Source organism: Pseudomonas asplenii, assembly GCF_001293465.1.
Lineage (GTDB): Bacteria > Pseudomonadota > Gammaproteobacteria > Pseudomonadales > Pseudomonadaceae > Aquipseudomonas > Aquipseudomonas fuscovaginae_B.
Window position 1 is genome coordinate 186165 of the sequence record NZ_JSYZ01000007.1, and the last position, 21083, is coordinate 207247.

The 21083-nt window shown below is 66.6% G+C and carries 13 protein-coding genes; 9 read left to right on the forward strand and 4 right to left on the reverse strand.

The annotated features are described in order from the left end of the window. The first annotated feature begins 155 nt into the window (after nt 1-155). From glgA to PF66_RS10615, 7 genes are all read left to right on the forward strand, one after another. Nucleotides 156-1721 carry a glycogen synthase GlgA gene (gene glgA / locus PF66_RS10585; RefSeq protein ID WP_054056711.1) on the forward strand — a complete coding sequence of 522 codons (1566 nt, stop codon included), beginning with the start codon at nt 156-158 and terminating at the stop codon, nt 1719-1721. Nucleotides 1722-1734: 13 nt separating this feature from the next. Continuing rightward, complete coding sequence (gene treZ / locus PF66_RS10590; RefSeq protein ID WP_054062638.1) at nt 1735-3540, forward strand: malto-oligosyltrehalose trehalohydrolase; 1806 nt, start codon at nt 1735-1737, stop codon at nt 3538-3540. Then, nucleotides 3537-5618, forward strand: coding sequence for a 4-alpha-glucanotransferase (gene malQ / locus PF66_RS10595; RefSeq protein WP_054062639.1), 2082 nt, complete (start codon nt 3537-3539; stop codon nt 5616-5618). The genes treZ and malQ overlap by 4 nt, the downstream gene beginning before the upstream one ends. Continuing rightward, nucleotides 5615-8353: a malto-oligosyltrehalose synthase gene (locus PF66_RS10600; protein ID WP_054062640.1), complete on the forward strand. Its 2739-nt coding sequence runs from the start codon at nt 5615-5617 to the stop codon at nt 8351-8353. The genes malQ and PF66_RS10600 overlap by 4 nt, the downstream gene beginning before the upstream one ends. A gap of 22 nt (nt 8354-8375) precedes the next feature. Next, entirely contained in the window at nt 8376-8660 is a 285-nt protein-coding gene (locus PF66_RS10605; RefSeq protein WP_054062641.1) for a DUF2934 domain-containing protein, read from the forward strand. Between the two features lie 188 nt (nt 8661-8848). Then, a complete protein-coding gene (glgX, locus tag PF66_RS10610; protein ID WP_054062642.1) occupies nt 8849-10993 on the forward strand; it encodes a glycogen debranching protein GlgX in 2145 nt (714 codons plus the stop codon). A 141-nt stretch (nt 10994-11134) separates the two neighbouring features. Further along, complete coding sequence (locus PF66_RS10615) at nt 11135-11893, forward strand: PIG-L deacetylase family protein (RefSeq protein ID WP_054056943.1); 759 nt, start codon at nt 11135-11137, stop codon at nt 11891-11893. A gap of 68 nt (nt 11894-11961) precedes the next feature. Here PF66_RS10615 and glgB read toward each other — a convergent pair whose 3' ends face one another. Genes glgB through PF66_RS10630 form a run of 3 tightly spaced genes read right to left on the reverse strand, consistent with a single transcriptional unit; the run spans nt 11962 to nt 19552 of the window. Next, a complete protein-coding gene (gene glgB, locus PF66_RS10620; protein WP_054056942.1) occupies nt 11962-14190 on the reverse strand; it encodes a 1,4-alpha-glucan branching protein GlgB in 2229 nt (742 codons plus the stop codon). Then, nucleotides 14187-17525: a maltose alpha-D-glucosyltransferase gene (gene treS, locus PF66_RS10625; RefSeq protein ID WP_054062643.1), complete on the reverse strand. Its 3339-nt coding sequence runs from the start codon at nt 17523-17525 to the stop codon at nt 14187-14189. The genes glgB and treS overlap by 4 nt, the downstream gene beginning before the upstream one ends. Nucleotides 17526-17554: 29 nt before the next feature. Further along, on the reverse strand, nt 17555-19552 hold the full coding sequence (locus PF66_RS10630) for an alpha-1,4-glucan--maltose-1-phosphate maltosyltransferase (protein WP_054056941.1): 1998 nt from the start codon (nt 19550-19552) through the stop codon (nt 17555-17557). A gap of 207 nt (nt 19553-19759) precedes the next feature. Between PF66_RS10630 and PF66_RS33145 the strand changes: the two genes are divergently transcribed. Continuing rightward, nucleotides 19760-19927 carry a hypothetical protein gene (locus PF66_RS33145; RefSeq protein WP_193394198.1) on the forward strand — a complete coding sequence of 56 codons (168 nt, stop codon included), beginning with the start codon at nt 19760-19762 and terminating at the stop codon, nt 19925-19927. Nucleotides 19928-20031: 104 nt separating this feature from the next. Here the strand turns inward: PF66_RS33145 and PF66_RS10635 are convergent, their stop codons facing one another. After that, nucleotides 20032-20532: an MgtC/SapB family protein gene (locus PF66_RS10635; protein ID WP_054062644.1), complete on the reverse strand. Its 501-nt coding sequence runs from the start codon at nt 20530-20532 to the stop codon at nt 20032-20034. Nucleotides 20533-20676: 144 nt separating this feature from the next. Here PF66_RS10635 and PF66_RS10640 point away from each other — a divergent pair, with 144 nt between their 5' ends. Beyond that, nucleotides 20677-20916, forward strand: coding sequence for a DUF3203 family protein (locus tag PF66_RS10640; RefSeq protein ID WP_054056939.1), 240 nt, complete (start codon nt 20677-20679; stop codon nt 20914-20916). The last annotated feature ends 167 nt before the right edge of the window (nt 20917-21083 follow it).

A 21083-nucleotide genomic window follows, 5' to 3' on the forward strand; every position in this document is an offset into this window, starting at 1 on the left:
AACAGGCACAGGCGCCACCCCACTCTTTTTCTTGCTCAGGTGCGTCGAGCGGCCTCGTGCCCCAACCACCCGAGCGGGCGTGTCCGACAAAAGGAAGCGGTTTGGGCACGCTGCGTGAAAGCCATGGATCAGATCGGATAAAACGGGAGAGGCACATGATCAGCGCTGCGTTGGAGATTCAGGGAGAAGGTTTGATTCAGGTCAGCGAACCGGTCCACGTGCCCGTCCCTTCAACGGGAGGGAAGACGTTGTCATCGGTGGTAAGCGTCAACCCCAACAAGAAGAAAGTGCTGTTCGTCACCTCCGAGTTCGCCGACCTGGTCAAGGCCGGCGGCCTGGGCGATGTCTCGGCGGCGCTGCCACGGGCCATGCGCCACCTGCATGATGTGCGGGTGCTGATTCCCGGCTACCCGCAAGTGCTGGACAGCGACAACCCGATCCATATCGTCGGCGAGCTCGCCGGCCACGCGGCTCTGCCCCCCTGCCGGATCGGGCGCATGGACATGCCCGACGGCCTGGTGATCTACGTGCTGATCTGCCCCGAACTCTACGAGCGCGATGGCACCCCGTACGGTGCCAACAACGGCCGCGACTGGCCGGACAATCACATCCGCTTCGCCCGCCTGGGCCTGGCCGCGGCCGACATCGCCGCCAACCTGGGCCAGATCCACTGGACCCCGGACCTGGTCCATGCCCATGACTGGCCCGCCGGCCTGGCCCCGGCCTACATGCACTGGCGCGGCCAGCGCACGCCGACCCTGTTCACCATCCACAACCTCGCCTATCAGGGCGTGGTCAGCCTGGCCTGCTGCCCGGAGCTGGGTATTCCGGCCCACGCCCTGCAACAGGAAGGCATGGAGTTCTACGGCAAACTGTCGTTCCTCAAGGCCGGCATGGCCTACTCCAGCCACATCACCACGGTCAGCGCCACCTACGCCGAGGAGATCACCACCCCGGAATTCGGCTGCGGCCTGGACGGCTTCCTTGCCAGCAAGACCTACCAGGGCCTGCTCAGCGGCATCCCCAACGGCATCGACGAAAGCTGGGACGCGGCCACCGACCATCACCTGGTCCAGCCCTTCCACATCGGCGACTGGGAGGGCAAGGCGGTCAATGCCGCCCACGTGCGCCAGTTGTTCGGCCTCGAAGCATCCACCGGCCCGCTGTTCGCCGTGGTCTCGCGGCTGGTCTACCAGAAGGGCCTGGACCTCACCCAGGCGGTGAGCGAGTTCATCGTCCGCTCCGGCGGCCAGATCGCGATCATCGGTCGTGGCGAGCCGGAGGAAGAGGAAGCCATGCGCCAGCTGGCCCTGCGCTTCCCCGGTCGGATCGGCGTACGCATCGGCTTCAACGAAACCGATGCCCGACGCATGTTCGCCGGCAGCGACTTCCTGCTGATGCCCTCGCGCTACGAGCCCTGCGGCCTCAGCCAGATGTATGCCCAGCGCTTCGGCTCGCTGCCGGTGGCGCGCAACACCGGCGGCCTGGCCGATACCATTGAGGACGGCGTGACCGGTTTCCTCTTCGACGAATCCACCGTGCAAAGCTACGAGTCGGCGCTGCGCCGGGCCTTCAAGGTGTTCGCCTACCCGCCGCTGCTCAATGCCATGCGCTGCCGCGCCATGGCCGCACCGTTCAACTGGTGCAAGGCGGTGGAGCCCTACGCCGAGCTCTATGAAACCTTGGTCGCCAATTCCCGGAGCAGGTCGGGCAAGCACTGAGGAGTGGCCACGGATGTCACTAAGGACTCTGGAAACCTGGTCCCACGGCGCGGTCATGCTCGACGCGGAACACACCCGTTTCGCGTTGTGGGCACCGGACGCCTTCTACGTCAGCGTCGAGCTGGAGGATGGCCGCTCCCTGGCCATGCTGCCGCAGAACGACGGCTGGTTCACGTTGGAAACCCGCTGCGCCGCCGGGACCCGCTACCGTTACAACATCGACGGCGAACTGCAGGTCTGCGACCCGGCTTCCCGCTCCCAGGCCGGCGGGATAGCCGAACCGAGCCAGGTGGTCGACCCCCTCGCCTATCACTGGCGACACAAGGACTGGCAGGGACGGCCCTGGCACACCGCGATCATCTATGAGCTGCATGTCGGCGCCCTCGGCGGCTACCGCGCGGTGGAGCAGCACCTGCCGCGCCTGGCCGAACTGGGCATCACCGCCATCGAACTGATGCCCCTGGCCGAGTTCCCCGGCGAACGCAACTGGGGCTACGACGGCGTACTGCCCTACGCGCCGCAATCGAGCTATGGAACGCCCGAAGACCTCAAGCACCTGATCGACAGCGCCCACGGTCATGGCCTGGCAGTGATCCTCGACGTGGTCTACAACCACTTCGGCCCGGACGGCAACTATCTGGGGCGCTACGCCCGGGACTTCTTCCGCGAGGACCGCACGACCCCCTGGGGTGCCGCCATCGACTTCCAGCGCCGCGAAGTGCGCAGCTTCTTCATCGACAACGCGCTGATGTGGCTGCTGGAGTACCGCTTCGACGGCCTGCGCCTGGATGCGGTGCACGCGATCGACGACTCGACCTTCCTGCGCGAACTGTCCCGGCAGGTGCGCCGTCAGGTCGACCCGGCGCGCCACGTGTGGCTGACCGTGGAGAACGAATTCAACCAGGCCAGCCTCCTGGAAGAAGCCTATGACGGCCAATGGAACGACGACGGCCACAACGCCCTGCACGTGCTGCTGACCGGGGAGACCGAGGCGTATTACGCCGACTATGCCAAGGAAACCACCCACAAGCTGGCGCGCTGCCTGAGCCAGGGTTTCGTCTACCAGGGCCACCCCAACCGCCACGGTCGCTGCCGCGGCGAACCCAGCGCCCACCTGCCGCCCAGCGCGTTCATCCTGTTTCTGCAGAACCACGACCAGATCGGCAACCGCGCCTTCGGTGAACGCCTCAACCAGCTGTGCCCGCCACAGGCCCTGCGCGCGGCCACCGTGCTGTTGCTGTTGTCGCCGATGATCCCGCTGTTGTTCATGGGCGATGAAACCGGCGCCGAGGAACCGTTCCTGTTCTTCACCGACCACCACGGCGAACTGGCCGATGCCGTACGTGAAGGCCGGCGCGGGGAATTCGCCGAATTCGCCGGTTTCGCCGACCCGCAACGCCGCGCGCGGATTCCCGACCCGAACGCCGCGGCCACCTTCGAAACCTCGCGACCGAACCTGGTCCCGACCACCGAGGGCAACCGTGGCGCCACCGCGCAGCTCTACCGCCAACTGCTGCAGATCCGCCACCGTGAACTGCTGCCCCGCCTGCCCGGCACCCAGGCACTGGACGCCGAGGTGCTGGCCGAGGGAGCCATCAGCGCACGCTGGCGCCTGGGCGATGGCAGCCTGCTGCGTATCGACCTGAACCTGGGGCCCGAGCCGGTCGAACAGGGCGCCGACGGAGTGATCCGTTGGCTGTTCGAAAGCACCGCCGGGGCCGCCCGGCAACTGGATGAAGGCCAACTGGCGCCCTACTGCGCGCTGGTCGGCCTGAGCAACGACGATGACCCGTCGACCCTCGATGGAGAACGCCCATGAGCGATGCGCAACTTGAAATACTCGCCAGCCGGGCGGGCCTGGCCGTTGACTGGATCGACGCCAATGGCCGGCCGCAGAAGGTCCGGCCCGAGGTCCTGCGCAAGGTGCTGGCCGGCCTCGGCCACCCGGCCCATGACGAGGCCGCCATCGAGGCCAGCCTGCTGGAACTGCAACTGGCGCAACAGGACCAGCAACTGCCGCCACTGCTGACGGCGGACGTCGACAAGGGCCTGGACCTGGCCCGCTATTTCGCCCCCGACACCCCCTGCGAGGTCCACCTGGAAAACGGCTCGGTGCTCCGTCTGCGGCTGGACAACGAAGCGGTCCTGCCCGGGGTGGTGCCGGTCGGCTATCAGACGGTGCGCATCGACGGCCAGCAGTTCACCCTGGCCGTGGCCCCCGCCACCTGCTTCAGCGTCGACGCGGCCACCGACACCCGCCCGGCCCGGGCCTGGGGCCTCGGGGTACAGCTCTATAGCCTGCAACGCACGGCCGACGGTGGTTTCGGCGACACCCAAGCCCTGGAGGAACTGGCCCGGGCCGCCGGCGAGCGCGGGGCCGATGCCCTGGCGATCAGCCCGGTGCACGCGATGTTCAGCAGCGACCCGAGCCGCTACAGCCCGTACTCACCGTCCAGCCGGCTGTTCCTCAACAGCCTGTATGCCGCACCGGGGGCGATCCTCGGCGAACGCGCCCTGCGCCTGGCGATCGACAGCACCGGGCTGGCCGATGAGCTGCACGCGCTGGAGCAGTTGTCGCTGATCGACTGGCCCCGCGCCGCACGGGCCAAGTACCGCCTGCTGCGCGCGCTCTACGAGGGTTTCCGGCTCGGCGACCATCCTCTGGGCGAGGACTTCGCCAGCTTCCGCCGCGCCGGCGGCGAAGCCCTGGAAAACCACTGCCGGTTCGAGGCCCTGCAAACGCGCTGCGTCGCCCGTGGCGAAAGCGGCGACTGGCGCCACTGGCCGCAGGAGTGGCGGCAACCGGACAGCCCGGCCCTGGCCCGCTTCGCCGAGGAACACGCCGAAGACATCGAATTCCATGCCTTCAGCCAATGGCTGATCACCCGCAGCCTGGAGCGTGCGCAGGAGGCCGCGCGCAGCAGCGGCATGGCCATCGGGCTGATCGCCGACCTGGCCGTCGGGGCCGACGGCGGCGGCAGCCAGGCCTGGAGCCGGCAGGACGAACTGCTGGCAGAGCTCACCGTCGGAGCACCGCCGGATGTGCTCAATCGCTCGGGCCAGAGCTGGGGCATCTCCGCCTTCGCCCCCGAAGGCCTCAAGCGCCACGGTTTCCGCGCCTTCATCGAAATGCTGCGGGCCAACTTCGCCTATGCCGGCGGCCTGCGCATCGACCACATCATGGGCCTGCAACGGCTCTGGGTGATTCCCCTCGGCTCGCCGTCGAGCGACGGCGCCTACCTCTATTACCCGATCGACGACCTGCTGCGCCTGCTGGCCCTGGAGTCGTCGCGGCACCAGGCGATCGTCCTCGGCGAAGACCTCGGCACGGTACCCGATGGCCTGCGGGAAAAGCTGATCGCCCGCTCGATCCTCGGCATGCGCGTGCTGCTGTTCGAACAGGAATACGGCCATCGCTTCAAACCTATCCTCGACTGGCCGGACAATGCCCTGGCCACCACCACCACCCACGACCTGCCGACCCTGAATGGCTGGTGGCACGCCCGCGACATCGACTGGAACATCCGCCTCGGGCTGATCGACACCGCCACCGCCGACCACTGGCGCCAGATCCGCCAACATGAGCGCGACGGGCTGCACCGGGCCCTGAGCAACGACCCGCAGAACTTTCGCGACGAAGCCCACGAGACCGACCAGGTCGTCGACGCCAGCGTGCGCTTCCTCGGCCACACCCGCGCCCCGCTGGTGCTGCTGCCGCTGGAGGATGCCCTGGGCGTGGAAGAGCAACCGAACCTGCCCGGTACCATCGACACCCACCCCAACTGGCGCCGGCGGCTGCCGGGCTACAGCAGCCAGCTGCTGGACGATGTCGATGCCGCCCGGCGTCTCGAACTGCTGGCCTGCGCCCGGCTGCAGGCCGCCGAGCGTGACCGATGAGCAGCCTGCGCGCCACGCTGCGCCTGCAACTGCACAAGGGTTTCCCGCTGGACGCCGCCATCGAGTGGGTGCCCTATTACGCCCGCCTGGGCATCAGCCACCTCTACGCCTCGCCACTGCTCTGCGCCCGCGCCGGCTCGATGCACGGCTATGACGTGGTCGACCCGACCCGGGTGAACCCGGAATTGGGAGGCGAGCCGGCGCTGCGACGGCTGGTGGCGGCCCTGCGCGAACACGGCATGGGCCTGATCCTCGATATCGTGTCCAACCACATGGCCGTCGGCGGTGCCGACAACCCCTGGTGGCTCGACCTGCTCGAATGGGGACGACGCAGCCCCTACGGGGAGTTCTTCGACATCCAGTGGCATTCACCGGACCCGCTGCTCGAAGGCCAGTTGCTGATGCCCTTTCTCGGCAACGACTACGGCGCGGCCCTGCAGGAAGGCTCGGTGGTGCTGCGCTTCGATGCCGAACGCGGCGGCTTCCATGTCGAGCACTACCAGCATCATTTCCCGATCTGCCCGCGGGACTACGGCCAGATCCTCGCCGACCTGCCGGAACTGGACGACCTCGCCGCCCGCTTCAAGGCCCTCAACACCCTGCCCGATGCCTACGGCCGGGCCCGGCAGTTGCGCGCGGAACTGGCCAGCCGCACCGCCAGCCACCCCGTCATCGAGGCCAGCCTGCAACGCTACGACGCCCGGGAACCGGAAGGCTTCGAGCGGCTGCACCGGCTGCTCGAACGCCAGCACTACCGGCTCGCCAGCTGGCGCACCGCTGGCGATGACATCAACTGGCGACGCTTCTTCGATGTCAATGAACTGGGCGGCCTGCGCGTCGAGCGTCCGGCGGTGTTCGAGGCCACCCACCAGAAGATCTTCCAGCTGGTCGAGGAAGACCTGGTCGACGGCTTGCGTATCGACCATGTCGACGGCCTGGCCGATCCCCGCGGCTACTGCCGCCGACTGCGGCGGCGGGTAGACGCCCTGGCGCCGGGGCGACACCTGCCGATCTACGTCGAGAAGATCCTTGGCCAGGGCGAGCAACTGCACCGCGACTGGAGGGTCGATGGCACCACCGGTTACGAATTCATGAACCAGCTGTCGCTGCTGCAGCACGATCCCCGCGGGGCCGAACCGCTGGCCAGGCTCTGGAGCCAGCTCAGCGAGCGGCCCGCCGCGTTCGGCGAAGAAGCCCGGCTGGCGCGCCAGCAGATGCTCAACGGCTCGCTGGCCGGCGACTTCGAGAGCGTCGCCCAGGCCCTGCTGCAGGTCGCCCGGGACAATGTCATGAGCCGCGACCTGACCCTCGGTGCGATCCGCCGGGCGCTGCAGGAACTGATCGTGCACTACCCGGTGTATCGCACCTACATCAACGCCTGCGGCCGCCCGGCCGACGACGAGCCGTTCTTCCAGCAGGCCCTGGCGGGAGCCCGTACCACCCTCGGCGAAGCCGACTGGCCGGTGCTCGACTATCTGCAGCAGTGGCTCGGCGGCCAACCCTGGCGCCAGCGTCCACCGGGCCGCGAGCGCAAGTTGCTGCGCCACGCCAGCGTGCGCTTCCAGCAACTGACCTCGCCGACCGCCGCCAAGGCCGTCGAGGACACCGCGTTCTATCGCTCGGCGGTCCTGCTGTCGCGCAACGACGTGGGCTTTTCCACCGAACAGTTCAGCGCGCCGCCGGCGGACTTCCACCAGGCCAACCGGCAACGGCTGGCAGCCTTCCCCGACAACCTGCTGACCAGCGCCACCCATGACCACAAGCGCGGCGAGGACAGCCGGGCGCGTCTGGCCGTGTTGAGTGAATGCGCCGACACCTATACCGGCTGGGTCGGACACTGGCGTGAGCTGGCGACTGCGCTGCGCAGCAGCCCGGACGCGCCTTCGGCTGGCGATGAGCTGATGCTCTACCAGACCCTGCTCGGCAGTTGGCCCCTGGACCTGGCCGTCGACGACCAGGCCGCCTTGCGCGACTACGCCGAACGTCTCGGCCAATGGCAGCGCAAGGCCCTGCGCGAAGCCAAGCTGCAGAGCAGTTGGAGCGCGCCGAACGAGGCCTATGAAAACGCCTGCCACGACTTTCTCCAGGCGCTGCTGCTCAAGCCCGAAGGGCTGGCACTGCGCACGGCGATCGCCACCGCGGTGCACACCATCGCCCCGACCGGTGCGCTCAACAGCCTGGCGCAATGCCTGCTGCGCATGAGCGTGCCGGGGCTGCCGGACCTGTACCAGGGCAACGAGTTCTGGGACTTCAGCCTGGTCGACCCGGACAACCGTCGCCCGGTGGATTTCGCCACCCGGCAAGCGGCACTTCAGGCAGCCGGCACGCCCGCGGAACTGATCGACGACTGGCGCAGCGGACGGATCAAGCAGGCATTGATCGCCCAGACCCTGGCCGTGCGGGCCCGGCACCCGGAACTGTTCCGTCGTGGCGACTATCAGCCCCTGGAGGTGTGTGGCGAACACGCCGAAAAGGTACTGGCCTTGCGTCGTGGCAACGCGACGCAACAGGCCATCGTGGTGGTGCCAAGGCTGGCACATGGGTTGTTGGCCGAGGTCGGTCGGCCCTGGGTAGCCCCGGCGACGTGGGGTAATACCCGGATAAAACTGCCGCTCGCCGCCCCGCACGGCAAATTAAAGGGACTTTTTTCCGCAGGTGCAGTCACACCCCATGGGGAGCTTATGGTCGGTGACGCACTGGGAGACTTCCCGGTCAATCTCTTTACCCAAACTTGAGTCTCTGTTCAGGAGCATGGCGATGAGTACCGACGAAAAACGCATCCGCGAGTTTGCCTATCAGATCTGGGAGTCGGAGGGCCGTCCCGACGGCCAGGAGGCCCGCCACTGGGAAATGGCCCGCAAGCTGGCCGAGGCCGAGGCCCTGGCACCGAGCAGGCCGGCCACGGCCGCCAAGGCCAAGCCCAAGGCCGCCACCACCGCGGCCAAGCCGGCCGCCAAGAGCACGGCCAAGCCGGTGGCGACCAAGGCCACGGAGCCGGCCGTCAAGAAGCCCCGGGCGCCACGCAAACCGGCGGCCAGTTGAGCCGCTGAAGAACACCTCGATCCTCCTCTCGCTGGAGCCGGCTTGCCGGCTCCCACAGGGTCCGAGTCGCCCATGGATCGGGGGCGGGAACGGGCTTGCCCGCCAATTGCCCCCTCAGGCATGCCCCCACAAAAGTCCGAACGGTGTCGGGGATATTTGAAGGGCCACCACTCTCAGCAGGAGCACCCATGAGCAAGCCAAAGCACGACAAACCCACTCCCCAGGTCTCGCGTATCCGCGAGGGCCTGCCCTTCCCCCTCGGGGCCACCTGGGACGGCCTGGGCGTCAATTTCGCGCTGTTCTCCGCCCATGCCACCAAGGTCGAACTCTGCCTGTTCGACGCCAGCGGCGAGGTGGAACTGGAGCGCATCGAGCTGCCCGAGTACACCGACGAGATCTACCACGGCTACCTGCCCGACGCCCATCCCGGACTGATCTACGGCTACCGGGTGCACGGCCCCTACGACCCGGGCAACGGCCACCGCTTCAACCCCAACAAGCTGCTGATCGACCCCTACGCCAAGCAACTGGTCGGCGAACTGAAATGGTCCGAGGCGCTGTTCGGCTACACCATCGGCCATCCGGACGGCGACCTCAGCTTCGACGAACGCGACAGCGCGCCCTTCGTGCCCAAGAGCAAGGTCATCGACCCCGCCCACACCTGGGGCCGCGACCAGCGGGTCAACGTGCCCTGGGAGCGCACCATCATCTACGAGGCCCACGTGCGCGGCCTGACCAAGCGCCATCCCGCCGTTCCCGAGGCGATCCGTGGCACCTTCGCCGGGCTGATGGTCGACGAAGTGCTGGAGCACATCCGCTCCATCGGCGTGTCCTCGGTGGAACTGCTGCCGATCCACGCCTTCGTCAATGACCAGCACCTGCTGCACAAGGGCATGACCAACTACTGGGGCTACAACAGCATCGCCTTTTTCGCCCCCGACCCACGCTACCTCGCCAGCGGCAAGATCGCCGAGTTCAAGGAGGCCGTCGCGCACCTGCACGCGGCCGGCCTGGAGGTGATCCTCGACGTGGTCTACAACCACACCGCCGAAGGCAACGAGCAGGGCCCGACGCTGTCCATGCGCGGCATCGACAACGCCTCCTACTACCGGCTGATGCCCGACGACAAGCGCTACTACATCAACGACTCGGGCACCGGCAACACCCTCGACCTGAGCCACCCGTGCGTGTTGCAGATGGTCACCGACTCGCTGCGCTACTGGGCCACGGAGATGCACGTGGACGGTTTCCGCTTCGACCTGGCGACCATTCTCGGGCGCTACCACGACGGTTTCGACGAGCGCCACAGCTTCCTCGTCGCCTGTCGCCAGGACCCGGTGCTGCGCCAGGTCAAGCTGATCGCCGAGCCCTGGGACTGCGGCCCCGGCGGCTACCAGGTCGGTGGCTTTCCGCCGGGCTGGGTCGAATGGAACGATCGTTTCCGCGACACCGTGCGCGCCTTCTGGAAAGGCGACGACGGCCAGCTCGCCGACTTCGCCGCGCGCATGACCGCCTCGGGCGAGATGTTCAACCAGCGCGGCCGACGCCCCTACACCTCGGTCAACTTCATCACCGCCCACGACGGGTTCACCCTGCACGACCTGGTGTCGTACAACGACAAGCACAACGAGGCCAACGACGAGAACAACCAGGACGGCAGCAACAATAACCTGTCCTGGAACCATGGCGTCGAGGGCCCCACCGACGACCCGGCGATCAACGCGCTGCGCCTGCGCCAGATGCGCAACTTCTTCGCCACCCTGCTGCTGGCCCAGGGCACGCCGATGATCGTCGCCGGCGACGAATTCGCCCGCACCCAGCACGGCAACAACAACGCCTATTGCCAGGACAGCGAAATCGGCTGGGTCAACTGGAACCTGGACGACGACGGCCACTCCCTGCTCGCCTTCGTCAAACGCCTGGCCAAGCTGCGTCTGGCCTACCCGATTCTGCGGCGCGGGTGTTTCCTGGTCGGCCGCTACAACGAGGAACTCGGGGTCAAGGACGTCACCTGGCTGTCACCCGATGGCAACGAAATGACCACCGAACAGTGGCACGACCGCCACGGCCGCTGCCTGGGTATCCTGCTCGACGGCCGCGCCCAGGTCTCCGGCCTGCGCCGCACCGGGGCCGACGCGACCCTGCTGATCGTGGTCAACGCCCACCATGACGGGGTCAACTTCCGCCTGCCGGCCGTGCCCCAGGGCCGCTACTGGACCTGCATGCTCGACACCAACGACGCGCAGATCCATGGCCGCGAGCAGTTCGACTTCGACCGCGAGTACACCGTGACCGGGCGTTCACTGGTGCTGTTCGAATTGCACCGGGAATAGGGGGCGGCGTCTCGAAGCGACAATAAAAAGTCGCATTTCGGGCCACATGAGCGATACTTGAATTCGGCGCTTCAGGATCGAGGCGCCCGCAGCCCCTCCACCAGGGGCTGCACGAACTTCCCGCACAAGGATGTGGAACCCATGAAATATCAATCCGCTGCACGACATCAGGCCGCGCCGCCGATCTGGAGTGCTTCCCGGCAACTGGCCAGGGTGCCGTGCCTGAACCTCAACCGCCTGGTCGAACCGGGCGGACGGGTCGTGGTCATCGCCCCCCATCCCGGTGATGAAATCCATGCCTGCGGCGGCGTGCTGCAGATGCTCTCGACCCTCGGGCATCCCCTGCAACTGATTTCCCTGACCGATGGCTGCGCCATCTATCCCGGTTCCCAGCTCTGGTCGGAACAGCGCCTGAGCGTGGTCTGTCCCCAGGAAACCGCCGAGGCGCTGCGGCGCCTGGGGATCGAGTTGCACTGCCTGAAGTGGATACGTGGCGGCTTTCGCCACGGCGCGCTGGAACAGCAGGAGGATGCGATCTGCCAGTATCTGCGGCGTTATCTGCGCCATGACGACGTGGTCTTCACCACCTGGCGCGAGGACGGCGACAGTGACCATGACGCGGTCGGTCGCGCCAGTGCCAGGGCCTGTGCCGCCACGGGCGCGCGGCTGGTCGAGGTGCCGGTCTGGACCTGGTTCCGCCCGCTGCGCGAGGAATACCTGCTGCCCTGGCACCGGGCCCGCAAGATACGCCTGAACACCTGGGGCGTGGCACGCAAGCAACATGCGCTGCACGCCTTTCACAGCCAGTTGCAGGGCGACCCGGAAAGCGGCATCCCGCCCGTCCTCAAGCCCAACCTGATCGAACAGGCCCGGCAGCCGTTCGAAATGGTGTTCATCTGAGGCCGCCGAACCCCATCCTGTAGGCACGAGGAGCCGGGACAAGTCCGGCTCCCGGCGTCATGTCGACATCAGGACACCGGCTGCAGCATCAGTACCGCCAGCGGCGGCAGGTTCAGCACCAGCGAGGAGCCCTGCCCATGGCTGGCGATGTCCTCGGTGAATGCCCCGCCGCCATTGCCATAGTTGGATCCGGCATAGATCGCCGCATCACTGTTGATCACCTCCTGCCACTGCCCGGCGAACGGCACGCCGATGCGGTAGCCCTCCCGCGGTACCGGCGTGAAGTTGGCGATCACCAGCAGCGGCCGACCTTCGCGACTCCAGCGCAACCAGGCATAGACGCTGTTGCTCGCGTCATCGCCAATCAGCCACTGGAAGCCCTGGGGCAGGTCGTCCTGCTCGTGCAGCGCCGGCTCCTGGCGATACAGCTGGTTCAGATCGCTCACCAGCTTCTGCACTCCCAGGTGCTCGGAGTACTGCAGCAGGTACCAGTCCAGTTGCCGGTCATGGTTCCACTCACGCCACTGGCCGAACTCGCAGCCCATGAACAGCAGTTTCTTGCCCGGGTGCGCCCACATGAAACTCAGGTAGGCCCGCAGGTTGGCGAACTTCTGCCACCGATCACCGGGCATCTTGTCGATCAGCGAATGCTTGCCATGCACCACCTCGTCATGGGAGATCGGCAGGATGAAGCGCTCGGACCAGGCATAGACCAGGCCGAAACTCAGTTCATTGTGGTGATGGGCGCGGTACACCGGGTCCTGCTGGATGTAATGCAGCGAGTCGTGCATCCAGCCCATGTTCCACTTGTAGGCAAAGCCCAGGCCGCCCTGCTGGGTGCCTTGGCTGACCCCCGGCCAGGCCGTCGACTCCTCGGCGATCACCAGCGCCCCCGGCGCCTCGAGGGCCACCACGTCGTTGAGATGGCGCAGGAAATCGATGGCCTCGAGGTTTTCCCGACCGCCGTGGCGGTTGGGCACCCACTCGCCGGCCTTGCGCGAATAGTCGCGGTAGAGCATCGACGCCACCGCATCGACCCGCAGCCCGTCGACGTGGAAGTGCTTGAGCCAGTGCAGCGCCGAAGCCAGCATGAAGCCATGCACTTCGGTGCGCCCGAGGTTGTAGATCAGCGTGTCCCAGTCCTGGTGGAAACCCTCCAGCGGGTTGCCGTACTCATACAGGGCGGTGCCATCGAACTGCGCCAGGCCATGGGCATCCGTGGGGAAATGCGCCGGCACCCAGTCGAGAATCACGCCGATACCGGCCTGGTGGCAGGCGTTGACGAACGCGCCGAACTCCTCCGGCGTGCCGTAGCGGGCACTCGGGGCGAACTGCGACAGCGGCTGGTAACCCCAGGAGCCGCCGAAGGGATGCTCCATGATCGGCATCAGCTCGATATGGGTGAAGCCCAACTGCTGCACATAGGGAATCAGCCGCTCGGCCAGCTCGGCCCAACCGTAGCGGCGGGAAACCTCGCCAACCTCGTCGGTCTCGCACTGCCAGGAGCCGGCATGCAGTTCGTAGATCGACAGCGCGGCGCTGGTGCGTTGCCGCTCGCCCCGGGACTGCATCCACTCATGGTCCTGCCAGTCGATCCGCAACGGCGCCGCCACCCGCGAGGCGGTGTCCGGCGGCAGCTGGGTGGCCAGGGCCACGGGATCGGACTTGAGCGGCAGGATCGAATGCGGCCCGAGGATCTCGTACTTGTACGACTCGCCGGGCTGCAGCCGCGGGATGAAGATCTCCCAGACCCCGCTGGGGTGACGCAGGCGCATCGGGTGGCGGCGGCCATCCCAGCTGTTGAAGTCGCCGACCACCGACACCCGTCGGGCATTCGGCGCCCACACGGCAAAGCGCACACCGTCGATGCCGTCGACCTGGGTCAGTTGCGCCCCCAGGCACGTGCTCAAGTCACGGTGGTTGCCCTCGGCGAACAGGTACAGGTCCATTTCGCCCAGCAACGGGCCGAAGCTGTAGGGGTCTTCGCCCACCTGTTCGCCGCCGGCCCACTGGATACGCAACAGATAGGGCCGGGGCGGCTCGAACCGGCCGGCATACAGCCCCGGCACTTCGGTTTCACCGAGGGCGCCGAGCACCTGGCCGTCCTCCCGGGCCAGCACCTCGACACTCAGCGCACCGGGCAGGAACGCACGGATGATCTGCCCGCCCGCCCCGTCGTCATGGGGCCCGAGAACGGCGAACGGGTCCTGGTGTTCGGCCCGCACCAGCGCCTCGATATCACGGGCCGCCGGCAACAGGCCGACCCTGGCTTTACCTTGTTCCTTGCTTGAACTCATAAGGACTCTCCACCGGACAAGGTTTTCACCTCACTCAACAGTCTGTCCAGACCGTGCAACGGTACCCGCAGCCAGGTCGGACGATTCTGTGCCTCATAGGCAATTTCATAGGCAGCCTTCTCCAGACTGAACAGGGCCAGGGCCGCTTGCGCGCCCGCCGGATCCTGCCACTCATGAGCAAGACTAGTCGTTGCCTGCTCATATGCCCGGATAAAGGCCTGCCGCGATTCCTTCAGGTAGCGCTCGGTCACCCGCGTCAACGCAGCTTGCGCCACCTCGGAAGAGTCGACGCTGTGGGAGCTGTCGAGGGCCATCGCCGCGGCATAGTCGAACGAGCGCAGCACGCCGCTGACGTCCTTGTACGGACTGTGCTTGCCCCGCCGTTCCTGCAACGAACGCGCCGGTTCGCCCTCGAAGTCGATCAGGTAGGCATCGCCCTGCACCACCAGCACCTGTCCCAGGTGCAGGTCGCCATGCACGCGGATGCGCAAGCCGCCCACCGCCTGGACGGCCAGGGCCTGGACATGGGCGAGGATGGCCTTTTTCCCGGCGACCAGCCGGGCGACCAGGGCCTGGTCCGCGGCCGGCAACTGCGCCTGGTGCTGTTCGAGCAGTTGCAGGGCACGGGTGACCTGGCTGCCGATATGCTTGCCCCAGGCCTGGCCGTCCTTGCCGGTGCTGACCTCGGCGCTGAAGGCCGGGTTGTCGGTCGGTGCGGCCAATACCTGGTGCATTTCGCCCAGACGCTGGCCGAGCAGGCCGGCGAAATTCACCAGTTCGTCGTGGGCATCGATGGACACCTCGTGCTCCGCCGTGCCATCGGCGAGCTCGTCACGAATCGCCCGCTCCAGGTTGTTCTGGGTCCAGATCCAGGCATCGCCCTGGTTGTTCAGCAGGCCCTGGGCAATCATCAGCAGGCTCTCCTCGCCCGCCGGGTCGCGACGCACCACCGAGCCCAGCAATGGCGAAATATGGCGGTAGCCGCCGGCGCCCAGGTAGGCGCTCATTTCCAGTTCCGGGTGAATACCGGCACTGACCTTGCGGATCAGCTTGAGCATCACCCGCTCACCCACCACCACCGAGCTGTTGGACTGCTCGGCCGACAGGTAACGCACTTCGGCATCCGCCGGCAGCGGCTGCGCCAGCAATTCGGCGGTGGCCTGGAAGTGCAGCTCGCCGGCCTCGCCGCTCAGTACGCGGCCCTCCTGCAGTCCCTGGATCACCGCCCGCACGAAGCTGTCGAGGCTGAAGGCATCGGTGATCAGCCCCACCTGCCGTCCACGGCGCACCCGGGCCAGAGCCAGTTGCTGCGGCAACGCGGCGTTGATCTGCTCCTCGGCGAGCAGGCCGAACGGCACCTGGTAGCGACTGACCTGGCCGCCGACGGTGACGTGCACTTCACTGAGCAGCACCGGCTGCTGCGGCTCGCCGAAACGCAGGCCATAGGCGATATGCACCTGCTCGATCGGCGCATGCTTGTCGGCGAACCAGCGGCGCATCGGCAGCCATTCGGGCAGCGAGGTCTGCTCCAGGCTGGTGCGGGCCGGCGCTTCGAGCAGTTCTTCAAGGCGCTTTTTCAACACCAGGGTGGTGAAGTCCGGCATGCACTGCGGCGGCTCCACGTGCCAGGCGGGCATCTGGGTCTGCGAAGCGAGCAGAAACCAGTAGAAGCCGTAGGGCGCCAGGGTCAGCAGGAAGTTCAGTTGACCGATCGGCGGAAAGGCATTGCCACCGAGCATCTCCACCGGCACCCGGCCGGCGAACTGCGACAGCTCCAGCTCCGCCGCCTGAGCCGTGCGCGAGACGTTGGCGACGCAGAGGATGATTTCGCTCTTGCCCTCGGCATCGGTGTATTCGCGGGTGTAGGCGAGAATCCGGCGGTTGGCCGGCGAGAGCATCTTCAGGCTGCCACGGCCGAAAGCCTTCTGCTGCTTGCGCACCGCCAGCAGGCGCCGGGTCCAGTTCAGCAGCGAATGCGGATCGCCGGCCTGGGCCTCGACGTTCACCGACGCATAGCCGTAGAGCGGGTCCATGATCGGCGGCAAGACCAGGCTCGCCGGGTCGGCGCGGGAGAAGCCGCCGTTGCGGTCGATCGACCACTGCATCGGCGTGCGCACGCCATCGCGGTCGCCCAGGTAGATGTTGTCGCCCATGCCGATCTCGTCGCCGTAGTACAAGGTCGGCGTGCCCGGCATCGACAGCAGCAGGCTGTTGAGCAGTTCGATGCGTCGGCGGTCGCGCTCCAGCAGGGGCGCCAGGCGCCGGCGGATGCCAAGGTTGATCCGCGCCCGGCGATCGGCGGCGTAGTAGTTCCACAGGTAGTCGCGCTCGCGGTCGGTGACCATCTCCAGGGTCAGCTCATCGTGGTTGCGCAGGAAGATCGCCCACTGGCAGTTGGCGGGAATCTCCGGGGTCTGGCGCAGGATGTCGGTGATCGGGAAACGGTCCTCCTGGGCCAGCGCCATGTACATGCGCGGCATCAGCGGAAAGTGGAAGGCCATGTGGCATTCGTCGCCGTGGTCGCCCTTCTGCTCGCCGAAATACAACTGGGTGTCTTCCGGCCACTGGTTGGCCTCGGCCAGGAGCATGCGGTCGGGGTAATGGGCGTCGATCTCGGCACGGATGCGCTTGAGCACATCGTGGGTCTCGGGCAGGTTCTCGTTGTTGGTGCCATCGCGTTCGATCAGGTACGGGATGGCGTCCAGGCGCAGGCCGTCGACGCCCATGTCGAGCCAGTAGCGCATCACCGACAGCACCGCCTTCATCACCTGCGGGTTGTCGAAGTTCAGGTCCGGCTGGTGGGAATAGAAACGGTGCCAGAAGTACTGGCCGGCCACCGGGTCCCAGGTCCAGTTGGACTTCTCGGTGTCGAGAAAGATGATCCGGGTGCCGTCGTACTTGTCATCGGTGTCGGACCAGACGTAGAAATCCCGCGCACTGGAACCGCGCCTGGCCCGGCGCGCCCGCTGGAACCACGGGTGCTGGTCGGAGGTGTGGTTGATCACCAGTTCGCAGATCACCCGCAGGCCGCGCTTGTGCGCCTCGGCGATGAAGCGCCGGGCGTCGGCCAGGGTGCCGTAGTCCGGGTGCACCCCGCGGTACTCGGCGATGTCATAGCCATCGTCGCGACGTGGCGAGGGGTAGAACGGCAGCAGCCAGATGGTATTGACGCCCAGATCGGCGATGTAGTCGAGCTTGGCGATCAGCCCGGGAAAGTCGCCGATCCCGTCGTTGTTGGAATCGAAAAAGGACTTTACATGGACCTGATAGATGACCGCGTCCTTGTACCAGAGCGGGTCGTTGATGAAGGTTGCAGGGCGGGATTTCTTCGCCATGGCGAACTCCTTTGGTTAGCGCCTGCTCATCAGAGCGGCTGGATGCGCCAGATCCCGAACGGCTGGTGCCAGGGCTCGATACGCATCCACTGGGTCTTGCCGTACCAGGTCCAGGTATGGCCATTCATCAGGTCTTCGCCGCGGGTCTGGGCGTCGTCGGGCAGGCCGAACTCCCACAGCGGCAGCTCGAAATGCGCCTCCTGGGCGTTGTGCGGGTCGAGGCTGACCGCCACCAGGATGAAGCTGCTACGGTCCGCGGTGCGCTTGCCGAAATACAGGATGTTGTCGTTCCAGGCGTTGTAGACCTGTAACCCCAGGTGCGTCTGCAACGCCGGATGCTGGCGGCGGATGCGGTTGAGCTGGGCGATCTCGGCGATGATGTTGCCCGGCGCGCTGTAGTCCCGCGGACGGATCTGGTACTTCTCCGAGTCGAGGTATTCCTCCTTGCCCGGCAACGGCGCCGACTCGCAGATCTCGAACCCCGAGTACATGCCCCACAGGCCCGAGCCCATGGTCGCCAGCGCGGCCCGGATGAGGAACCCGGCCCGCCCCGACTCATGCAGGAAGGTGGGGTTGATGTCCGGCGTATTGACGAAGAAGTTCGGCCGGTAGCACTCGCGCCATGGCGACTGATTCAGCTCGGTGAAATAGCTGGCCAGCTCGGCCTTGGTATTGCGCCAGGTGAAATAGGTGTAGCTCTGGGAATAACCGATCTTGCCCAGGCGCGCCATCATCGCCGGTGCGGTGAACGCCTCGGCGAGAAAGATCACCTCGGGGTAACGGCCACGAACGTCGGCGATCAGCCATTGCCAGAACGGCAGCGGCTTGGTGTGCGGGTTGTCGACGCGAAAGATCTTCACGCCCTCCTCGACCCAGCCGACCACGATGTCACGCAGCTCGATCCACAGACTGGGCACGGCGTCGGCGGCATAGAAGTCGACGTTGACGATGTCTTGGTATTTCTTCGGCGGGTTCTCGGCGTACTTGATCGTGCCGTCCGGGCGCCAGTTGAACCAGCCGGGGTGCTGCTGCAGCCAGGGGTGGTCCTGGGAACACTGGATGGCGAAGTCCAGGGCAATCTCCAGGCCGTGCTCGGCGGCGGCGGCCACCAGCCGGCGAAAGTCCTCGCGAGTGCCCAGTTGCGGATGGATCGCCTCGTGCCCGCCCTCTTCGCTGCCGATGGCGTAGGGACTGCCGGGGTCGTCGGGGCCGGCGGTGAGCGAGTTGTTCGGTCCCTTGCGATGACGACGGCCGATCGGATGGATCGGCGGGAAGTACAGCACATCGAAGCCCATGTCGCGGATCGCCGGCAGGCGGGCATGCACATCATTGAAGGTGCCATGGCGCGCGGCATCGTCGGTGACCGAACGCGGAAACAGCTCGTACCAACTGGCGAATTGCGCCCGTTGGCGCTCCACATCCAGGGCGAAGTCCTGGCTGAGGCTGAGATAGGCCTGGTGGTCGGCCTGGCGCATCAGCACGGCGGTGGCCGGCTTGAGGAAACATTCCACCTGCCCCTCGTTCGAACGCTGCGACAGCTCGTCGTACAGCGCCGCCAGGCGTTCGGCCAGCTCGCCCTGGCTGCGCTCGCTGGCCTGGCGCACGTGCTCGCGGCCCTCCTGCAATTCCAGGTCGATGGGCACCGCGGCGACGAATTTCTTTTCCAGTTCATAGCAGTAACTGCCGAACTGATCGATCCAGGCCTCGATCCGGTACACGTAACGGCCCTGGCCGCCGACGCGCAGCCGGCCCCGCCAATGGTTGTTGCCCTGGTCGGTCATCGCCGCGCGCTGCCAATCCTCGGCCTCGAGCGGCTTCCAGGCCAGCAGCACCGCCAGCTTGTCATGGCCGTCGACGAACACCCGGGCCGTCACGGTCACCTCCTGCCCGACCACGGCCTTGACCGCGAACTGGCCGCCGTCGATGGCCGGCATCACATTCTCGATGGCGATGCGCGGCAGCAATAGCGCCTGGGACAACGGCAGGACTTCGGCGACCTGCTCATCCAGCGGTTTATCAGTTGTCATCGAGCATCGCTCCCTACGTCCTGTGGACGCTCTACCTTGCGTGATCATCCGGCTTCGTCCTGTAAAGGCCGCTCAAGTTCGGAGCCGGTCGGTCGCGCAAAAGTTCAGACGGATTTGGCGAACGGGCCGCTCGTCCAGAAAATGCAGTCGATTGCGTTGCAACGGGGTCAACCGCAGCACCTGATGGCCATGCACCCAGGAGTGCCCATGAACATTCCGATTCCGGCGGAAACCCCCGATCCCAATATCGACCAGCCGACCCTGCCCCCCACCGAACCGCAACCGGTTCCCGAGCAGGAACCCCCGGAGAGCACACCGCCGCCCAAGATCGATCCACCGACGACCATGCCGCCGGTGATCGCGGAACAAGCATAGTCAAGCCTGAACACGGACACGTCCCTGACGGACACGCTCCCGTAGGAGCCGGGCTTGCCCGCGAAAGCGGTAGTGTCGGCGCCACAATGCCTGGGTGAATGGGATCAGCGACGATCCTTTTCCAGCAGCCGGACGATTCCCGGCATCAGGCTGAACACCGCCAGCGCCAGCAGCGTGCTGAGCACCGCCGTGGCCTCGCGCCCCAGGCCCACCGCCACGCCGATGGCGGCGGTCATCCACAGCCCGGCGGCGGTGGTCAGGCCCTTGACGTGTTGCCCCGCCTCGTCGGCATGCCCCTTGAGGATCGTACCGGCGCAGAGGAAACCGATGCCGGCGATCACCCCCTGGACCACCCGGCTCATGGCATCGGCCTGGGCACCGGACACCTGCGGCACCAGGACGAACAGCGCCGCACCGAGGGCCACCAGCATGTGCGTGCGCACACCCGCGGCCTTGCCCTTCTGTTCGCGCTCGAAACCGAGCAGGCCGCCCAGCAGCGCGGCGATCAGCAGGCGCAGGGTGATGCGCGTGACCTCGCGGATATCGCCGATATCGGCGAATTCGGCTTGCAGCGTTACCCATACGGTGTGCAACACGGCGTCCATGTCCCCAACCTCTCTGAGCTCGACAGACGGTGGACAGCGGATCGCGGGCAACGGTTCGACCGTTGACCGCTAATCGGCTGCGGCGAACGAAGCCCCCTGCCCGCACCCTAAATCCTGTCAGCCCGGAGAAATGAGGAGAACACCATGCCCGTGCAAATCGATCGCGCCAGCCAGACCTGCACCCTGCAGGAAAACGACACCCGGATCAGCGGCTTGGCCAGGGATGTGAAAATCACCACCGACGACGCCAGGAGCATGTCCCGCGCCGAACTCGATGGCCGGCAGATCTGGATCACCGAGGCCGAAGCCGACGCCCTGACCGTCGCCGGCGCCTTCGACGGCCGTCACCATGTGAAGGCGACGTCGAGTGATTCGGTGATTTGATTGACCCGTGTCAGCCTGCCCGCCCGGCACCTGTGCCAGGCGCCGGCAGGCGCGCGCCGGCGTGGCCTGCACCGGGGATGACAAGTTGTCGCAGGGGTTTTTCCGGCGCCATCTGATCCGCTTTTTATTCAGATACCTGAGTCTGTTATGCAAACAGTTCGCTCGGC